Below are 15,762 nucleotides of genomic sequence, written 5' to 3' on the forward strand. Positions count from 1 at the left end.
GTTATCCTGCATGGCAGGGTGTTTGCTGACGGCCGGCCAGCATGGGGCTGGTGGTATTACAGGAAGGTATATTGCATGAGCGTGTCGATTTCCGAGGGAATGTATGGTGCCGATCAGGTCGGGCTGATCAGTGGCTTCCGTTTTCTGCCAGGGCAGACCGGCCAGCCCATTGCGTCGGAAGAGGCGGTACGCTTTTTGCAGCAGCCCGCACAGGATGATGGCTTTGTCTGGTTGCATTTCAATCTGGCGCATGTGGCCTGCGAGCGCTGGCTCAGGGCGCAACTGCCCTTGAACGATGATTTTTTTGAAATGCTGCATGCTGGCAGCAGTTCCACCCGCATCGAACCCTCGGACGGCATGCTGCTGGCGGTGATCAATGATGTGGCACTGGGTTTTGGTGTGGTGACGTCGGATGTTGCCACGCTGTGGGTGGCCGCCGGTTCGCGCTTGCTGGTCACCGCGCGCGTACGCCCCTTGCGCTCGGTGGATCGCCTGCGGGCGGCGGTGAAAAGCGGTGAGGTGTTTCCCTCGGCCCGCTCCTTGCTGTTTCATCTGATGCAGGATCAGGCCGATGTCATGGCCAGCATCGTGCGCGAGTCTGCACGCAAGGTGGATCATATCGAAGATCGTTTCCTGGCCGAGCATTTGCAGGATCACCGTGCCGAGCTGTCCGGCATGCGCCGCACCCTGGTGCGCATGCAGCGCCTGCTGGCACCGGAGCCCGGCGCGTTGTTCCGCCTGCTGAACCGGCCGCCGGCCTGGCTGGCCGAGCACGATGTGCAGACCCTGCGCGAATCGACCGAGGAATTTTCGCTGGTGCTGAACGACCTGGCCACCCTGGTTGAACGCATCAAGCTGCTGCAGGAAGAACTGGCCGCCAAGCTGAACGAGCAGACCAACCGCACCCTGTTCACCCTGACGATGGTGACGGTGCTGGCTTTGCCTATCAATATCGTGGCAGGTTTTTTCGGCATGAATGTGGGCGGCGTGCCGCTGGCCAACCATCCGCATGGCTTCTGGGTGCTGGTGGTGCTGGTTGCCAGCTTCACCTTTCTGGCCGGCCGGTGGGCATTCAGCCGGCAGAAGCCGCGTTAGGCTGACGGCGGATGGCGCAGGCCGTGCTGACGAGACCATGAGCGCAGTGGGTGATCTTGCCGGCGTGGTGGCGTACAATACCGGCTTTGCGCCCATCGGCAGTTGTCGATGGATTTGATTTTTCTGTTAGCGAGCAAGGTATAGCATGAGCGGTTTGCCCAATTGTCCCCAGTGCGGTTCCCAATTCACCTACGAAGACGGTGCCATGCTGGTCTGCCCGGAATGTGCGCACGAGTGGTCGGCCCAGGCCGATGCCGCTGGTGAAGAACAAGGGCGCGAAGTGCGTGATTCCAATGGCAATCTGCTGCAGGATGGCGACACGGTGACGGTGATCAAGGATCTCAAGGTCAAGGGCTCGTCGCTGGTGGTCAAGGTGGGTACCAAGGTGAAGAATATCCGGCTGGTGGACGGTGACCATGATATCGATTGCAAGATCGACGGCATCGGCGCCATGAGCCTGAAGTCGGAGTTCGTGAAAAAGGTCTGAGCCTGCTCAGCACTCCGCCGAACGAAAAGCACCCCGCGCGGGTGCTTTTTCATTGCTGCTCTGCCGGGCAGGGCCGGCTGGGCTTTGTTACCATGCTGTTTTCCCGTTTGCCTGCTTGCCTCATGTCCGACTCCACTGTTTCTGCTGCTGCGCCTTCTCCATGGCAATTGATTGCCTTTGCCGTGCCGGTGATGCTGGCGGCACTGGCCACGCCCTTGATGGGGCTGGTGGATACGGCCGTGCTGGCGCGGCTGGGCAATCCGGTGGCGCTGGCGGCAGTGGCGGTGGGTGGCAGCATTTTCAATGTGGTGTACTGGTGCTTCAGCTTTCTGCGCTTTACCACCACCGGGCTGGTGGCCCAGGCTGCCGGTGGGCAGGGGCGGGAGGCGGTGGTGCTGGCAGGTTTGCGGCCCATGCTGGCGGCCTTGCTGGGCGGCGTGGGCTTGCTGTTGCTGCAGCAGCCGATTGCCTGGCTGTCCTTGCACCTGCTGGCCCCGCCGGCCGAGGTGGCCGAGCTGACCCGGCAGTATTTTGACGCCCGCATCTGGTCGGCTCCGTTTACCTTGCTGGCCTATGCCCAGTTTGCCTGGCTGCTGGGTCTGGGCCATTCCCGTCAGGTCATGCTGCTGCAGTTGCTGATGAATGCCCTGAATGCGGCGCTGGCCATTACTTTTGTATCTGGGCTGGGCTGGGGCGTGTCCGGTGCCGGCTGGGCGACGGCCATCAGTGAAATGACTGCCAGTGTGCTGGCGGGCCGGGTGATGCTGCGACAGGTGCCGTGGCAACCGTGGCGTGTGGCCTGGCAGCAGCTGGGTGGCATGGCACCGTGGCGGCGGCTGTTTGCTGCCAATCTGGACATCATGGTGCGGACCTTGCTGCTGACGGTGTCGTTTGCCTTGATGACGCGCAGCGCGGCCCAACTGGGCACGCTGACGCTGGCGGCCAATCAGCTGTTGCTGCAAGCCTTCATGGTATGTGTCAGCCTGCTGGACGGATTCGCCGTGGCGGCTGAGGTGTATGGCGCACGGTCCATTGGCGCTGGCTCGCGCGCCGGGCTGGTGCTGGTGGTGCGGCGTTGTGGCTGGCTGTCGCTGGGCTGGAGTGGCCTGCTGGCGCTGGCCATGGCAGTGCTGGGCTTGTTTTACCTGCCGCTGATGACGCCGGATGTGCAGTTGCAGCGCATGGCGGCAGCCTTCTGGCCCTGGCTGGTGCTGTTGCCGCCGGTGTGCATCTGGGCCTTTTTCTGGGATGGCGTGTTCATGGGAGCCATGCAAACGCGGGTATTGCGCAATGGCATGTTGCAGAGCTTCGCCGTCTATGTGCCGACCTTGTGGCTGCTGCAGCGCGGTTTTGGCAATCATGGCATCTGGGCGGCCTTGCTGGTGTTGATGGCCATGCGTGGCCTGCTGCTGACCCTGGCCTGGCCGGCGCTGCGTGATGGAGTGGGGCAGCCGCGCTGAGTTCTTGCCAGTCTCTCAATCGCCGCTGCGGTGCCGGCTGCGCGGCCAGTGCAGGCGGTAGCCGGCTGGTGCGCTGGCATACGACGGCTGATGGGCCGTGATGGCCTGCTGTGGGTCGGTGCTGTAGCAGGGCGAGCGTATGGCCTGGCGCATCTGCCAATCCTGGCTGATATCTTCGATGGCCAGCCGGATGCTGCCTTTGCCCAGTCGTCGGTTGAGTTGGTCGATGGTGGCCATCAGCCGGGCACGGCGCGGGTCTGGCGCAGGGGCGAACATATCCTGCTGCTGGATGGTCTTGTCACCGATTTTCATCAATACCACCCCGGCCTTGTGATAACGCAGGCTGGGCCGGAACAACTGACGCAGCGCGGTCTGTGCTGCCTGGTTCAGGCTGAGGGTGTCGTCGCTGGCCTGCAGTAGCGGAATGCAGGTATAGCCGTGATAGGGGGCCGCGCTACCATAAGCGTTGGTCTGGATGCTCACGCCTATCATCGCTGCCGTGCTGCCCTGGGCGCGCAGCTTTTCTGCCGCGCGGGCAATGTGATGGGCGATGCTGGCCGCTAGCGGTGGCAGGCTGCTGACCTGGCGGCTGAAGCTGCGGCTGGAAATGATGTGCTGCTTGCTGCTGGCGACATCATCCAGTGCCAGGCAGGATACGCCGTTGAGCTCGGCCACTGTGCGTTCCAGCACCACGTTGAAGTGGCGCTTGAGCTGGCGGGCGTCAGCCCTTTGCAGATCCAGTGCGCTGCGGATGCGCAACTGGTGCAGTTTTTCCGCCAGTCGTCGTCCCACGCCCCATACTTCGCGCACATCCATGCTGGCCAGCAGGCGTTCTGCCTCGGCCGGTGTCAGATCGTCCCAGTCGAACACGCCTTGCCAGTGTGCTTGTTGCTTGGCTACATGGTTGGCCAGCTTGGCCAGCGTCTTGCTGGGGCCAATGCCCACGCAGCTGGGCAGGCCCAGCTTGTCCAGCAGGGTCTGGCGGATGCACTGGCCATGGGCCTGAGGAGAGGCCATGCCGCTCAGTTCCAGAAAACACTCATCGATGCTGTAAATGTCCTGCTGCGGCGCGAAGCGCGCCAGGATATTCATCATGCGGCGCGACATGTCGCCATACAGGGTGTAATTGCTGGAAAACACCGTGACCCGGTGTTTGCGGCACAGGCCCTGGACCTGGTAGTAGGGCAGGAAGGCCGGGATGCCGATGGACTTGGCCTCGGCTGAGCGCGCCACCACGCAGCCATCGTTATTCGACAGCACGATGATGGGCTTGCCGATCAGGTCGGGCCGGAATACCCGCTCGCAGCTGGTATAGAAGCTGTTGCCATCCACCAGGGCGAAGCGGGGCATCAGTAGCGGCGGACGCAGCCGCACACCACGCCCCAGATCAGCAGTTCCTGCTCGTTTTGTGGCACCAGTATGGGATAGGCCGGATTTTCCGGCCGCAAAGCCAGCCGGCCATCGCGGCGGTGCAGGCGCTTGACGGTGAAGTCGCCATCCACCACCGCCACCACGATATCGCCATGCAGCGCCGGGCGGCCCTTGTCGACGATCAGCAAGTCACCCTCCATGATGCCGGCTCCGCTCATCGAGTCGCCCTGTACCCGCACCACAAAGCAGGCATCGGGATCGCTCATCAGGTAGCCATTGAGGTCGATGCTGCTGTCGAGGTAGTCGTCAGCCGGGGAAGGGAAACCGGCGCGGATGCCGGTGCCGGCCAGTGGCAAGCTGCAGGGCTGGGCGGTCGTGATGCGGCCGCACAGGGTGATGTCAGACATGGCGGATGGTTTTGAAAATGTACATAATCAAAATATAGCAGATGAGCACGCGGCCCGGGCCGATTTTTTCATGCGGAGATGATGGCGGCGGACAGAAAAAAGCCCGCACAAGCGGGCCGGGTGTGGCGGGGATTCGCAGGAATCTCAGGCCGTGGTGTTGATGGTATTGCCGATGGTGGCAGAAACCGGGCGGTTTTTGCTTTCTGCTACACCAGGCTTACTGCCGTCACTGTCGCCATCGCTATCCTTGCCACGGTTGGCCAATGGCTGGCTGACGGGGCGCAAGGGCTGGGAGGGCGCAGTACTACCGATATTGCCGATACCCGATACCATGATTGATCTCCTGAAGGGGCTTATTCCCCGCGCGGATTATCACCGGGGATGGCTTAAGGCAGGCTTAAGCTTGCCGGATCAGGTCTGGCTGGTGGTGGTGAGGATGGCCAGCAGGGCGCCCGTGGTGTTGGCGCTGAACGGCTGCTGGGCCTGTGCGCCAATCAGTTCGCAGAGTTCATTGAAAACGCTGCGCGCCGGATGGCTGAGTGTTTGCAGATCGTCCAGCTTGAGCTGGCTGCCCAGATGGCTGGCACCCAGCAGCAGAGCCAGCTCGGCCAGAATGGCCCGCTCAGTGGCAGTATCGAGATCCCGGATCAGTCGGACAATGTCGGTTTCCGTCATGGCTTGTTGTGCTTTACTTTGTCATTGGCATTATTTTAACCATGCCCGCTCGGGCTGCATGCGCTGCCTGCAGCCGGCATGATCATGATCAAGAAATTAAAACATGCGTTGGTTTTGCTGCCGGAACTGGCGCTGGATCACCGCGTTCAGCCGGCCCGCTGCGCGCTATAATCAGCCGCAGACCCTGGCTGGAATGACTGAAACGATAGGGAGGATGGCTATGTTGCACGCCGACGAAGCGGCTGCCTTGCAGGCTTCAATAGAGCGGGTGGGGGCGCGGGTGGCTGCTGAGTTACAAGCCAATCCTGGCGTCGCTTATGCCGTTGCATTTGTCGGCAATCTGCATCGTGGCATCGATCAAACCATGGCGCAGGCGGCCTTGCGTGGCGAGCCGGTGGCCTGCCGCGCGGGGTGTGCCAGCTGCTGCAGCCTGCGGGTGGAGGTGGCACCGGCTGAAGCCTTGCTGATTGCGCAGCAGTTGCGAAGTGGGCCGGCCGACCGTCTCGAGCAGTTGCTGCAGGCGCTGCGCCAGCAGCAGTTTTTGCTGGGGCAGGGTGGTGCTGTACGGCCACCTTGTGCGTTCTTGCAGGATGCGCTGTGCAGTATTTATCCGTGGCGGCCGGCCGGCTGCCGCAAGGCCCACTCGTTTTCTGCCACGGCTTGCCAGAGCGCAGCGGCAGAGCTGCCGCAGGATCTGGCCATTACCCTGGCGGCGGAAGCCTTGCAGCGCGGCACGGCACTGGGCTATCGCCAGCATGGACTGGATGGCGCAGTGCAGGAGTTAAGCGCTGCTGTATTACAGGCACTGGAAGATGACATGGCGGCAAGCCGCTGGTATGCCGACGCTATCGATTGAGCCCTGGTTCAGGGCTGGCCCGGTCGTTGCAGCAGTAGCAGTCGGGCGGCCAGGCCGAGAAACACCAGCGTCAGCGCCCGCCCTTGCCACAGCGCAAAGCGCGGTTGCGACTGCAAATAGCGGCCCAATGCCCCGCTGAACTGCGCCAGTACTGCATTGAAAGCAAGGCCGGTCACCGCCAGCACCAGTCCCAGCAGCAATACCTGCTGCGCAACATGGCCCTGAGCGATGTTGACAAATTGCGGCAGGAATACCATGAAAAACAGCAGCGCCTTGGGGTTGAGCAGGCTGTTCAACATCGCCATGCGTACCACCTGGCGGTGGCTGCGACGCTCGCCGCCCAGCAGGGCCAGCATGCCGCCAGCCCGCCAGGATTTCCATGCCAGCCATAGCAGATAGGCCGCCCCGCCCAAGCGCAGCAGGTCGAACATCGGCGGCCAGCCCGCCAGCATGGCGGTAATACCGCTGGCGGTCAGGATGGTGAACACCATGTCGGCCACGGCAATGCCCAGTGCGGCAGCCAGCCCGCCGGAACGGCCCATGGTGGTGGAATAGGACAGCACAAAAGCCATATTCGGCCCCGGCGACAAAAACAGCAGCAGTACGGTCACCATAAACAGCAACAGGGTGGAAGCAGAAATCATGGTCTGTCCTTGATGTTTCTCGCCATGGGGCAGTGCCTGTTACTGGCCATGCCGTGCGCGTTGTGCATTACAGAATGCGAATGATGTTCTTGATCAGCCGGGTTTGTGCTGGGCTGGCCGGCTTGTTTTCCTGGCGGTGCCCGGCCAGCAAAGCCAGCGCCACTAGCAGGGCAAGCAGGAGTATGGTTCTGGATTGAGACATGCCGGCAGCTAAATGATGTAATGTTTGAGCGCCCATTTTAGGCCGGACGGCGCTGGCCGGATAGCGCACGCTTCAATGAAGGAGAGAAAATCATGATGGGAACGGCCAGCTGGTTGTTCTGGGCCTTGTTGTCGGCGGTGTTTGCCGCGCTGACGGCTATTTTTGCCAAGGTAGGCATCCGTGGTGTGGATTCCGACCTGGCCACGCTGATCCGCACCGGCATCATCGCCGTGGTGTTGTCGCTGTTTGTCTGGCTTGGCGGCAAATGGAGCAATCCCTTGCAGCTGCCGGGAAAAACCTGGTTGTTTCTGGGCCTGTCCGGCATTGCAACCGGCCTGTCCTGGGCCTGTTATTTCCGTGCGCTGCAAATGGGCGAGGCATCGAAAGTGGCCCCGGTCGACAAGCTAAGCCTGGTGCTGGTAGCGGTGTTCGCTGTGGTCTTTCTGGGCGAACGCCCAGCCCCGCGAGAATGGCTGGGCATCGCTCTGGTGGCCTGCGGGGTAGTGGTGCTGGCCTTCAAGCGCTAAGCCCACTGTGGGCTGCGGGACGGCTTGCCGTGGGTTGATCCCAGACGGCTGGCGGACTAGCCGCAGCGAGTGTTTGGCTGTATACTTGTCAGTCTTATCTGGGGGCGACCTGGTTTCGACGGGGGTTGCGAAGCGGATGAGGGCATACCGGGATTTCAGTCACCCCGTAAAAAGCTGAATTTTTTTAGTCGCAAACGACGAAACTTACGCTCTAGCAGCCTAACGGCCGGCTAGACACTACAACGGTTCGCAGATGGGCCGGGGGCGTCAAAACCCTGTAGTGTCACTCTACATCTGCTAGTGCTGTGCCGGGTTACTTGGTACTGTGCGAAACTCAAGGTAACTCGCCAAAGTCCAGCCTGTCCGTCGGCGTGGCAGAGGTTAAATCCAAATGACACGACTAAGTATGTAGAACTCACCGTAGAGGACTTTCGGACGCGGGTTCGATTCCCGCCGCCTCCACCAAATGCAGTACAACGGCAGACAACGCTAAACAGTCGCAATGCAGTACCGGCGCGGCTTTGAGGCTAGTCTGCCGTTTTCATTTGTTGCGCTGTACTGCCTGTTGTTGCCTCTGAAATGCCCCAAATTGGCCCCAAATTTATGAGGCGTTTGTTTTGCTGGCTGATGGGTGTTGCGCCAGGTTTCCGGTGGTAGGTATCCAGCGCCCGTAGTGGCGAATGATCATCTCAGTGGTTTCGTGACCCATTTGCTGCGCTAGCCAAAAAAGGTTTGCTCCACTGCTTACGCGGTGTGAGGCGTAGGTGTGCCGTATCTGATAGGGGTTACGATAACGGACTCCCGCTCTTTTCAGTAGGGGCTGCCATGATGTGCGCCGAATCTGCTGCTCGACCTCCCATGGCCGGTGTTTGCGCGGATTCAAAAATACCCTTCCACCCATTAGCCATGTCACTGATTTCTGCCTGAGTAATGCTTCTAGTGCGACAGGACTCAGTTCGATAGTGCGCACCCCCGCAGCGGTCTTTGGCCCTTTTGTTATCCTTGCTACCACGTTTGCATCAATCCGTACCGTGGCATGGACAAAGTCTACCTTGCTCCAGTCCAGGGCAATCAGCTCTCCAGGGCGCAGGCCAGTCTCAAACCAGAACTGATACATGTTTGATTCCTGTTCTGAGCCATGCTTCAGGATTGCGGCGATCTCCTTTGCAGAGAATGGGTCCACCTCATAGGTGGACTTCTCCGATGTCTGGGTAAGCAGCTTCTTGAGTGCTACCCGGTCCAGTGGGTTAAATTCGATCAGGCCATCATTCATTGCATCATCCAGTACCGAGCGAAGTGGACTGATGATGTTGCGAGCAGCTTTCGCTGTTACTCCAAGTGCTCCGATCCAGTTACGCAGACGGGCTGGCGTAATATCCCTGACGCGCTCCATGCCGAATTCCGGCAGCAAGTGCCCATTGATGATTTTACGGTATCCAATCAGCGTGGTGGGGGATAGTGTCCCGTTAGCTACGGCCTGCTCATATCCTGCCAGCGCTGCCTGGAGCAGATCGGCCATCTTGTGAGTCGTCACGATGTGACCGAACACCTTTGCCCGTTTGCTATCCGGAAAATATTCCGGGTACTTGAACGTGTCGAATTCTATGGCGTTGATGATCTCGCCGCGCAATCGTGCCGCGAATGCCAGATTGGCCTTCGTAGGCGGGAGTTTCAGCGTCTCTCGACACTTGACGCCTTTGTACATGAACTGGATCCGGATGGTTGCTCCCTTGGCCCCATCCCTCACTTCTATGCCGCTCGGGACGGTTGCGGCTTGCTTTTTTCGATCCATTTTTCGACTGCCTCTGTGTTTACCCAAATATTGCCTTGGACTACTTTGCATTCTCTGCCGTCCAGCCATATCCCATTCCGTCTGCGGTTATAGATGGCGTCCTTGGTGTCGCCACTTACCGCACAATATTTTTCCAGCTTTAGCCATTTCATATTTTCATTCCTTTAGATATTCACAAACACGGATTACCCACCGTTTATTGAGCCGATAGGTGCCCTCGCCATTGGCGCTCTCACCGTGACGGTTCTTGCGTGGTAACTGAATCTGGCGTGAATGGCTTGATGCTTTCTTTCAGGTAGACCGCACCAAGCAGCCGGCGTACCGGTTTGGGCATGGGGCGGCCGCTTTCGTAGCGGCTGCCGCCGGATTGGGTGACGTCGATACGGCTCCAGAATTCGGATTGGTTCATGCCTAGCTGGCGGCGCAGTTGGCGAGGGTCTATCTGGGGGAGTTTCGTGTTCATGGCGTGTCCTTTGTCGGGATTACAGGGGGAGCCAGCCGTGGCGGCTGGCGAGTTCGGCCAAGCCGTCTACGACAATCAGCGCCAGGGCGGCGAGGATGCCGAAGAGCAGGCCTCGGGTGAGGATGTAGAGCAGGACTTCGCGCAGCATCAGGCTGGCTCCGGGGTCGGGCTGGTGATGGCGCTGGTGCAGATGTATTGCACTGGACCGTTGCGCACCATGCAGAGGTTGCGGCGGCCATATTGGTCGTCGGCGTGCCAGCTGTGGATGTACTCGATCAACGGCAGATTCTGTTGTAGGGCGATCAGTAGTGCATCCGGGTGGGTGTCGGGAGTTCTCGCTACCCGGATCGAGCAAGTGCAGTCAGCATGAGGCGGTGCGTCGGCAGCAAGTTGAGGCCCGACGGGCTGCTGATGCGGATCAGGCCAGATACCGGCGCTGGTACAAGTTGCGGATCTGGTATGCGCGGCGCCACGATTGTCTCAAGGTCGCGCTGTTTCGTTGCGCAACACCGGGCTGCCTGGAGCGTGCGACGGATGTGGATCACATCAAGCCGCATCGAGGGAATTGGGATTTGTTTGTGGACCGGGACAACCTGCAGGCGTTGTGTAAGGGCTGCCATAGCCGCAAGACAGCAGCGGAAGATGGTGGCTTTGGTCGTTAGTTGACTGGTTTCGCCTTCCGATTTCATCCCGGAATCGTCTGAGGGTGGGGGGCTGAAATCCTCCGGCACACCCGGGTAGCGCGGACCGCATGCCTAACCACGTGTTTTCTTTTGGTGAAAAATCATAGGGGGGGGTCTAAACCCCTCCAGCAAGCTCCGATCGGAGCTTTTTTCGTTTTTGATGCTCCGTTTGCCGAGAAAGGCTGGCTATGGTCCCCACAAGCCCCAACACGGCGGCTTCTGTGGTCATACCCAAGCCGCCTGCATTTTTAAAGACCAGACGTGCCCGCGAAGTCTGGCGCTACATCATCCGAGCCCTGGCCCAGGCCGGGTTTGACTACCAATCCGCCTTGCTGCAGATCGCGATGCTGGCCGATAAAGTCGACACCTGGCGCAGCCATGTCGATGCCATCGATCTGGCTGGCTGGCGATACGACGAAGACAGCAATGGTGGCTCGCTGGAAACGGACGAATCCCGGGCCGAGCGCCGCGCTCGCAGTGAGGTGCTGAAGGATCTGGACGAAGGCGGCCTCACCGTCATCGCGGCTGGACGGGTCCGTGCCATCAACAACCTGCTGACGGGCGACCTGTTCGCCGCAGACCCATTTGCCATGCTCGACAACATTGGTCAGAGCGGAGCGCTCTTGCCAGAAGAACCACCCTGGCGGCTGACACGTGCGGAACGGAAGTTATGGAAGGATCTGCAGCCCCTGCTGGCTGGGAGCGGTTTTGATTTTTCCACTGCCGGCATCGCCCTTGGGCTGATCTGCGCCGCCATTGTGGACTGGCTGGCCTGCAAGGAGTGGATGGAGGCCAACAAGGGCAGGGTATTTGCCATTGCCAAAGACACCGGCCGCCCCTATGAAGTCAGCGCCAGCTATAACCGGCCCAAGATTGCCAGCCAGATCCGGCTCATGTTGAAGAAAAACGGAATGACGGTCAGCGCATGTGCCAGAAACAAGCTACTCAGCAAGGGCAGGGTGCTCAGCGAAGAACTGGTCGAACTGCTCAACTTCATCAACGACCGGCCAGACTGATTCCAACAGGCTACGTGCTGCAGCCCTGGGACCAGTACGGCCTGGATGTACTGGAAGGGCGCATCAAGACCGGTCGCTACACCCGTCTTGCCGTCGAACGTCATTACCGCGATCTGTCGCAACAAACACAGCGCCAACTGGTATGGCGACCGGAAATGGCCCGCCACGTGCTGGAATTCTTCCCGCGCTACTGCCGCCATTTCGATGGCCAATGGAACGGCAAGCCGGTCGAGCTGGCTCCCTGGCAAGCTTTCTGGCTGGCGGTGGAATTCGGCTGGTATCGCGAAGACGGCCGCCGCCGCTTTCGCACCTGGTACGAAGAAGTCGCCCGCAAGAACGGCAAATCCACCAAGTTGGCTGGATTGGGCATCTACCTGTTTGCCCTGGACAAGGAAGCCGGCGCGCAGGTCTACACCGCTGCCACCAAGTTGGATCAGGCCAAGATTACCCACTCGGCCGCAGAAATGATGGTGGCCAAATCACCGGCACTGCGCCAGCTGGTGCAGAACAACAAAAACATCCTGCGCATACCTGGTACCGCCAACCGCTATGTCCCGCTGGGTGCGGATGCCAACACCCTTGATGGCCTCAATGTGCACGGTGCCATCATGGACGAACTGCACGCCCACCCCACGCGGGCCTTGTGGGACGTGATCGACACCGGCCGTGGCTCGCGTCGCAACAGCATCATGCACGCCATCACCACCGCCGGTTTCAATCAGGAAGGTTCCATCTGCCTGGAGCAGCGTGGCTACCTGATCCAGATACTGGAAGGCCAGCTGGACGACGACAGCTACGGCGGCGTCATCTACACCCTGGACGAAGGCGACGACTGGTTCGACCAGGCTAACTGGGTCAAGGCCAATCCCAATCTGGCGGTTTCGGTCAATCTGGAAGAGCTGGACAGCCAGGCCCAGAAAGCCCGGCACGAACCGGCAGCACTCAACAACTTTCTGACCAAGCGGCTCAACATCTGGACGCAGGTCGAACGCAGCTGGCTGTCGCTGGATGCCTGGAACAACAACGCCCAGCCAGTCGATGTCGAAGCCCTGAAAGGGCGAACCTGTTTCGGAGGCCTCGATCTGGCCAACAAGATCGACATCGCTGCCTGGGTACTACTGTTTCCACCGGTCGAACCCGGTGACAAATGGGCCATTCTGCCGCGCTTCTTTGTACCGGCCGACAACATCGCCCTGCGCGACCGGCAAGACCGCGTGCCCTATACCAGCTGGGCCCGGCAAGGCTTCATCACCGCCACCGCCGGGGTGCAGATCAACCAGGACGCCATCCGTGCGCAAATCCTGCAGGACGCAGCCGACTTCGACATCCAGTCCATCGGCTTCGACGAATGGAACGCCGGCAAGCTGGCCAGTGAGCTGATCGAGGACGGACTGGAACTGGTGGCACTCAGCCAGAACTTCCAGAACCTGTCAGAGCCCTCGAAAGAACTGGAAGCCCGCTTGCTGGCGGGCGACTTCGCCCACGGCGGCAACCCGGTACTGCGCTGGATGGCCGGCAACGTGGTCGTCATCAGTGACAGCAACGGCAATTACCGCCCCAGCAAAAAGAAATCGCGCGAAAAGATCGACGGCATCGTCGGCCTCATCATGGCCCTCAACCGCGCCCTGTACCACAAACCCGCCGCACCCTACGTGTCGGCCTACGAAAACGAGGTCTGCCTGTGAGCAAACTGGACATCGCCACCTTGCTGGTCGGTCTGAGTGGCGCCGCTGCCGTCACCACCGGCACAGCCATGCTCCATCCGGCAGCAGGCTGGGTCTGCGGCGGCAGCTTCGCGCTGCTCTGGTCCTACCGCACCGCCCGTGCTGCAGCACAGAAAGGCCAATAATGTTCACCACCCAGCAGTTCGGTCCGCAAAGTGCCGCCAGTCCGGACAAAGGCTGGATTTCCAGCCTGTTTGGCCATGCAGCCCGCAGCGCCGCCGGCATGCAGGTGAGCCCGGACACCGCGCTGGCCCTCACCACCTACCAGGCTTGCGTCTCACTGATTGCCGAATCCGTCGCCCAGCTGCCGTGCGAGTTGTACCGCCGCCAGGGCGATCAGCGCGAGCGCGCCACCGACCATCCGGTCTATCAGCTGGTGCACCACCAGCCCAACGCCTGGCAAACCGCATTTGAATACCTGGAGCAGCAGCAAATCGCCAATGGTCTGCGCGGTAACAGCTATGCCTTCATCGAGCGCGACCGGGCAGGGCGACCCACAGCACTGTTGCCGCTGGATACCGACAAAGTGCAGGTGCTCAAGGGCAGCGACAACCTGCCTTATTACCGCCTCAACGGTGGCAGCCCGCTGCCCAAGCGCATGATTCACCATGTGCGCTGGTTCACCCTCAACGGCTACACCGGCGTCAGTCCGGTACAACTGCACTGCAACACCCTCGGCCTGGCCATGGCCACCCAGAACCACGCCAGCAAGGTGTTTGCCAACGGCACCCACCTGGCCGGTGTGCTGGAACGCCCCGCCATGGTCGGCCAGCAAGAACTCAAACCACTCACCAGCGACAAGATCCAGAAGGTCAAAGAAGCCTGGAAAAACGAATACAGCGGCGCGGACAACGCCATGAAGGTCGCCGTACTGCAAGACGGCATGAGCTTCCGCGCCCTGTCCATGACCAACGAAGACGCCCAGTTGCTAGACAGCCGCAAGCTATCCGCGCTGGAAGTGGCGCAAATCCTCAAGGTACCGCCACACAAGGTCGGCCTGCTGGAGCGCGCCACCAACAACAACATCGAGCACCAGGGCATTGAATACGTTATCTACTGCCTCATGCCCTGGCTTAAACGCTTCGAACAGGCGCTGATGCGCGACCTGTTGCTGCCTGACGAACGCGCCGACTACTACATCGAATTCAACGTCGGCGGCCTGCTGCGCGGCGACCAGTCCAGCCGCTACGAAGCTTACGCCAAAGGCCGCCAATGGGGCTGGCTGTCAGTTAACGACATCCGCCGCCTGGAAAACCTGCCACCGGTCCCCGGCGGCGACATCTACCTGCAGCCGCTCAATATGGTGCCGGCCGGCAGTACCCCGGAGCTACAACCATGAAAAAACACCTGTTCCTGCACCAGCTGTTCAACCAGCCGCTGCTGGTCCTGCCCGACGTACTGCACGAAGCCGTAGCCTGGGCGGGTGGCCGCATGGGCATCAACCTGCAACAGGTCAATATCCAGCTCCCGGCACTGGCCGGTGCTGATCTCGGCCAGCCTGCCATGCAAGCCCCGGCTCAGCCCACTGCCAGCAAGCAGCAGGGCGTCCTCACCATCCCGGTGCACGGCATCTTGGTGCCACGCGCCAACGATGTCGGCCTGTGCAGCAACCAGACCAGCTACGAAAGCATCCGCCAGCAACTCAATGCCGGGCTGGCCGACCCCGCCATCGGCCACATCGTGCTGGATCTGGCCACCCCCGGTGGCGCTGCCGTCGGCTGCTACGAGCTGGCCGCCGACATCCGCGCTGCCACCGCCCGCAAACCGGTCACCGCCATCGTGCATTACAGCGCCTACAGCGCCGGCTACGCACTGGCCAGTGCCTGCAGCGAAATCGTGCTGTCCCAATCTGCAGGCGTCGGCAGCATTGGCGTCATCATCAAGCACCTGGACATCAGCCAGCAACTGGCCGAAAAGGGCATCGTCGTCACCACCCTGTACCGTGGCGAACACAAAAACGACATGGCCAGCGAAGCCCCGCTCAGCGAAGCCGCACTGGCCACTGTCAACAGCCTGCTGGATCGCCACTACCAGCAATTTTGCCAGCAGGTAGCAGCCTTCCGTGGGCTGGACGTCGGTGCGGTACAAGCCACCCAGGCCGGGCTGTTCTTCGGTGCTGACGCCCTCGCCGCTGGCCTGGCCGACCGGGTGGAAACCCAGCAGCAAACCATCGACCGTATTTCGAGAACGCTTATACAACCGCATGAGCAAGCTGGGCTTAAGGTGAAGGCGCGATCAGTGGCAATGATGATAAACATCTAGTAAGCGCGGATGGAAATGACGTTAGAATGTTAAGTATTGTTAAGATCCATTAACATTTTGACGTGGAGAAAAAATGAAACTTTGTATCGCGCTCGCCC

General features: G+C 60.7%; 19 protein-coding genes, 1 other RNA gene and 1 pseudogene. 12 read left to right on the forward strand and 9 right to left on the reverse strand.

The genetic code is table 11. The features are described 5' to 3' along the window. Window positions 1-75 precede the first annotated feature (75 nt). The 3 genes from DBR44_RS16185 to DBR44_RS16195 all read left to right on the forward strand — a co-directional run bounded on the left by DBR44_RS16185 (window position 76) and on the right by DBR44_RS16195 (window position 3,042). Window positions 76-1,095, forward strand: a complete 1,020-nt coding sequence (locus DBR44_RS16185; RefSeq protein WP_124645047.1) for a transporter — start codon at window positions 76-78, stop codon at window positions 1,093-1,095. A 145-nt stretch (window positions 1,096-1,240) separates the two neighbouring features. Next, window positions 1,241-1,582, forward strand: coding sequence for a zinc ribbon domain-containing protein YjdM (locus DBR44_RS16190; RefSeq protein WP_124645048.1), 342 nt, complete (start codon window positions 1,241-1,243; stop codon window positions 1,580-1,582). Window positions 1,583-1,704: 122 nt separating this feature from the next. Further along, window positions 1,705-3,042 (forward strand): MATE family efflux transporter, encoded by a 1,338-nt coding sequence (locus DBR44_RS16195; RefSeq protein WP_158613636.1) that lies wholly within the window; start codon window positions 1,705-1,707, stop codon window positions 3,040-3,042. A gap of 15 nt (window positions 3,043-3,057) precedes the next feature. Here the strand turns inward: DBR44_RS16195 and DBR44_RS16200 are convergent, their stop codons facing one another. The 4 genes from DBR44_RS16200 to DBR44_RS16215 form a co-directional block, all read right to left on the reverse strand. Continuing rightward, window positions 3,058-4,392 (reverse strand): Y-family DNA polymerase, encoded by a 1,335-nt coding sequence (locus tag DBR44_RS16200; protein ID WP_124645050.1) that lies wholly within the window; start codon window positions 4,390-4,392, stop codon window positions 3,058-3,060. Further along, window positions 4,392-4,820 carry a LexA family transcriptional regulator gene (locus DBR44_RS16205; protein ID WP_124645051.1) on the reverse strand — a complete coding sequence of 143 codons (429 nt, stop codon included), beginning with the start codon at window positions 4,818-4,820 and terminating at the stop codon, window positions 4,392-4,394. The genes DBR44_RS16200 and DBR44_RS16205 overlap by 1 nt, the downstream gene beginning before the upstream one ends. Window positions 4,821-4,964: 144 nt before the next feature. Next, window positions 4,965-5,153, reverse strand: a complete 189-nt coding sequence (locus DBR44_RS16210; protein WP_124645052.1) for a hypothetical protein — start codon at window positions 5,151-5,153, stop codon at window positions 4,965-4,967. 78 nt (window positions 5,154-5,231) lie between these two features. Further along, window positions 5,232-5,495: a hypothetical protein gene (locus tag DBR44_RS16215; RefSeq protein ID WP_124645053.1), complete on the reverse strand. Its 264-nt coding sequence runs from the start codon at window positions 5,493-5,495 to the stop codon at window positions 5,232-5,234. 220 nt (window positions 5,496-5,715) lie between these two features. Here DBR44_RS16215 and DBR44_RS16220 point away from each other — a divergent pair, with 220 nt between their 5' ends. After that, on the forward strand, window positions 5,716-6,351 hold the full coding sequence (locus DBR44_RS16220; protein WP_233578620.1) for a YkgJ family cysteine cluster protein: 636 nt from the start codon (window positions 5,716-5,718) through the stop codon (window positions 6,349-6,351). An 8-nt stretch (window positions 6,352-6,359) separates the two neighbouring features. Here DBR44_RS16220 and DBR44_RS16225 read toward each other — a convergent pair whose 3' ends face one another. Together DBR44_RS16225 and DBR44_RS19975 are read right to left on the reverse strand one after the other, a co-directional pair. Then, complete coding sequence (locus tag DBR44_RS16225; protein ID WP_124645055.1) at window positions 6,360-6,995, reverse strand: LysE family translocator; 636 nt, start codon at window positions 6,993-6,995, stop codon at window positions 6,360-6,362. A gap of 67 nt (window positions 6,996-7,062) precedes the next feature. Then, complete coding sequence (locus DBR44_RS19975) at window positions 7,063-7,197, reverse strand: hypothetical protein (protein WP_255424595.1); 135 nt, start codon at window positions 7,195-7,197, stop codon at window positions 7,063-7,065. A gap of 95 nt (window positions 7,198-7,292) precedes the next feature. Here DBR44_RS19975 and DBR44_RS16230 point away from each other — a divergent pair, with 95 nt between their 5' ends. Together DBR44_RS16230 and ssrA are read left to right on the forward strand one after the other, a co-directional pair. Next, entirely contained in the window at window positions 7,293-7,724 is a 432-nt protein-coding gene (locus DBR44_RS16230; RefSeq protein WP_199731085.1) for an EamA family transporter, read from the forward strand. A gap of 100 nt (window positions 7,725-7,824) precedes the next feature. Beyond that, window positions 7,825-8,189: a transfer-messenger RNA gene (gene ssrA, locus DBR44_RS16235) on the forward strand. A gap of 136 nt (window positions 8,190-8,325) precedes the next feature. Here ssrA and DBR44_RS16240 read toward each other — a convergent pair. The 3 genes and pseudogenes from DBR44_RS16240 to DBR44_RS19980 form a co-directional block, all read right to left on the reverse strand. After that, complete coding sequence (locus DBR44_RS16240; protein WP_199731079.1) at window positions 8,326-9,516, reverse strand: Arm DNA-binding domain-containing protein; 1,191 nt, start codon at window positions 9,514-9,516, stop codon at window positions 8,326-8,328. A 286-nt stretch (window positions 9,517-9,802) separates the two neighbouring features. Continuing rightward, a pseudogene (locus DBR44_RS16250) lies at window positions 9,803-9,979 on the reverse strand (helix-turn-helix domain-containing protein); the annotation flags it as partial. 19 nt (window positions 9,980-9,998) lie between these two features. Next, window positions 9,999-10,127 (reverse strand): hypothetical protein, encoded by a 129-nt coding sequence (locus DBR44_RS19980; RefSeq protein WP_255424596.1) that lies wholly within the window; start codon window positions 10,125-10,127, stop codon window positions 9,999-10,001. 226 nt (window positions 10,128-10,353) lie between these two features. Between DBR44_RS19980 and DBR44_RS19985 the strand changes: the two genes are divergently transcribed. The 6 genes from DBR44_RS19985 to DBR44_RS16275 all read left to right on the forward strand — a co-directional run bounded on the left by DBR44_RS19985 (window position 10,354) and on the right by DBR44_RS16275 (window position 15,664). Then, window positions 10,354-10,641 carry an HNH endonuclease signature motif containing protein gene (locus DBR44_RS19985; protein ID WP_124645058.1) on the forward strand — a complete coding sequence of 96 codons (288 nt, stop codon included), beginning with the start codon at window positions 10,354-10,356 and terminating at the stop codon, window positions 10,639-10,641. Between the two features lie 365 nt (window positions 10,642-11,006). Next, window positions 11,007-11,678: a hypothetical protein gene (locus DBR44_RS16260; protein ID WP_148090024.1), complete on the forward strand. Its 672-nt coding sequence runs from the start codon at window positions 11,007-11,009 to the stop codon at window positions 11,676-11,678. Between the two features lie 14 nt (window positions 11,679-11,692). Then, window positions 11,693-13,363, forward strand: coding sequence for a terminase large subunit (locus tag DBR44_RS16265; protein WP_158613638.1), 1,671 nt, complete (start codon window positions 11,693-11,695; stop codon window positions 13,361-13,363). Beyond that, window positions 13,360-13,527 carry a hypothetical protein gene (locus DBR44_RS19540; protein WP_158613639.1) on the forward strand — a complete coding sequence of 56 codons (168 nt, stop codon included), beginning with the start codon at window positions 13,360-13,362 and terminating at the stop codon, window positions 13,525-13,527. The genes DBR44_RS16265 and DBR44_RS19540 overlap by 4 nt, the downstream gene beginning before the upstream one ends. Next, the gene (locus DBR44_RS16270) at window positions 13,527-14,741 is read left to right on the forward strand and encodes a phage portal protein (RefSeq protein WP_124645061.1); all 1,215 of its coding nucleotides are present in this window, start codon (window positions 13,527-13,529) and stop codon (window positions 14,739-14,741) included. The genes DBR44_RS19540 and DBR44_RS16270 overlap by 1 nt, the downstream gene beginning before the upstream one ends. Then, the gene (locus tag DBR44_RS16275; RefSeq protein ID WP_124645062.1) at window positions 14,738-15,664 is read left to right on the forward strand and encodes a S49 family peptidase; all 927 of its coding nucleotides are present in this window, start codon (window positions 14,738-14,740) and stop codon (window positions 15,662-15,664) included. Before DBR44_RS16270 ends, DBR44_RS16275 begins: the two co-directional genes overlap by 4 nt. The last annotated feature ends 98 nt before the right edge of the window (window positions 15,665-15,762 follow it).

Source organism: Aquitalea sp. FJL05 (genome assembly GCF_003852595.1).
GTDB lineage: Bacteria > Pseudomonadota > Gammaproteobacteria > Burkholderiales > Chromobacteriaceae > Aquitalea > Aquitalea aquatilis.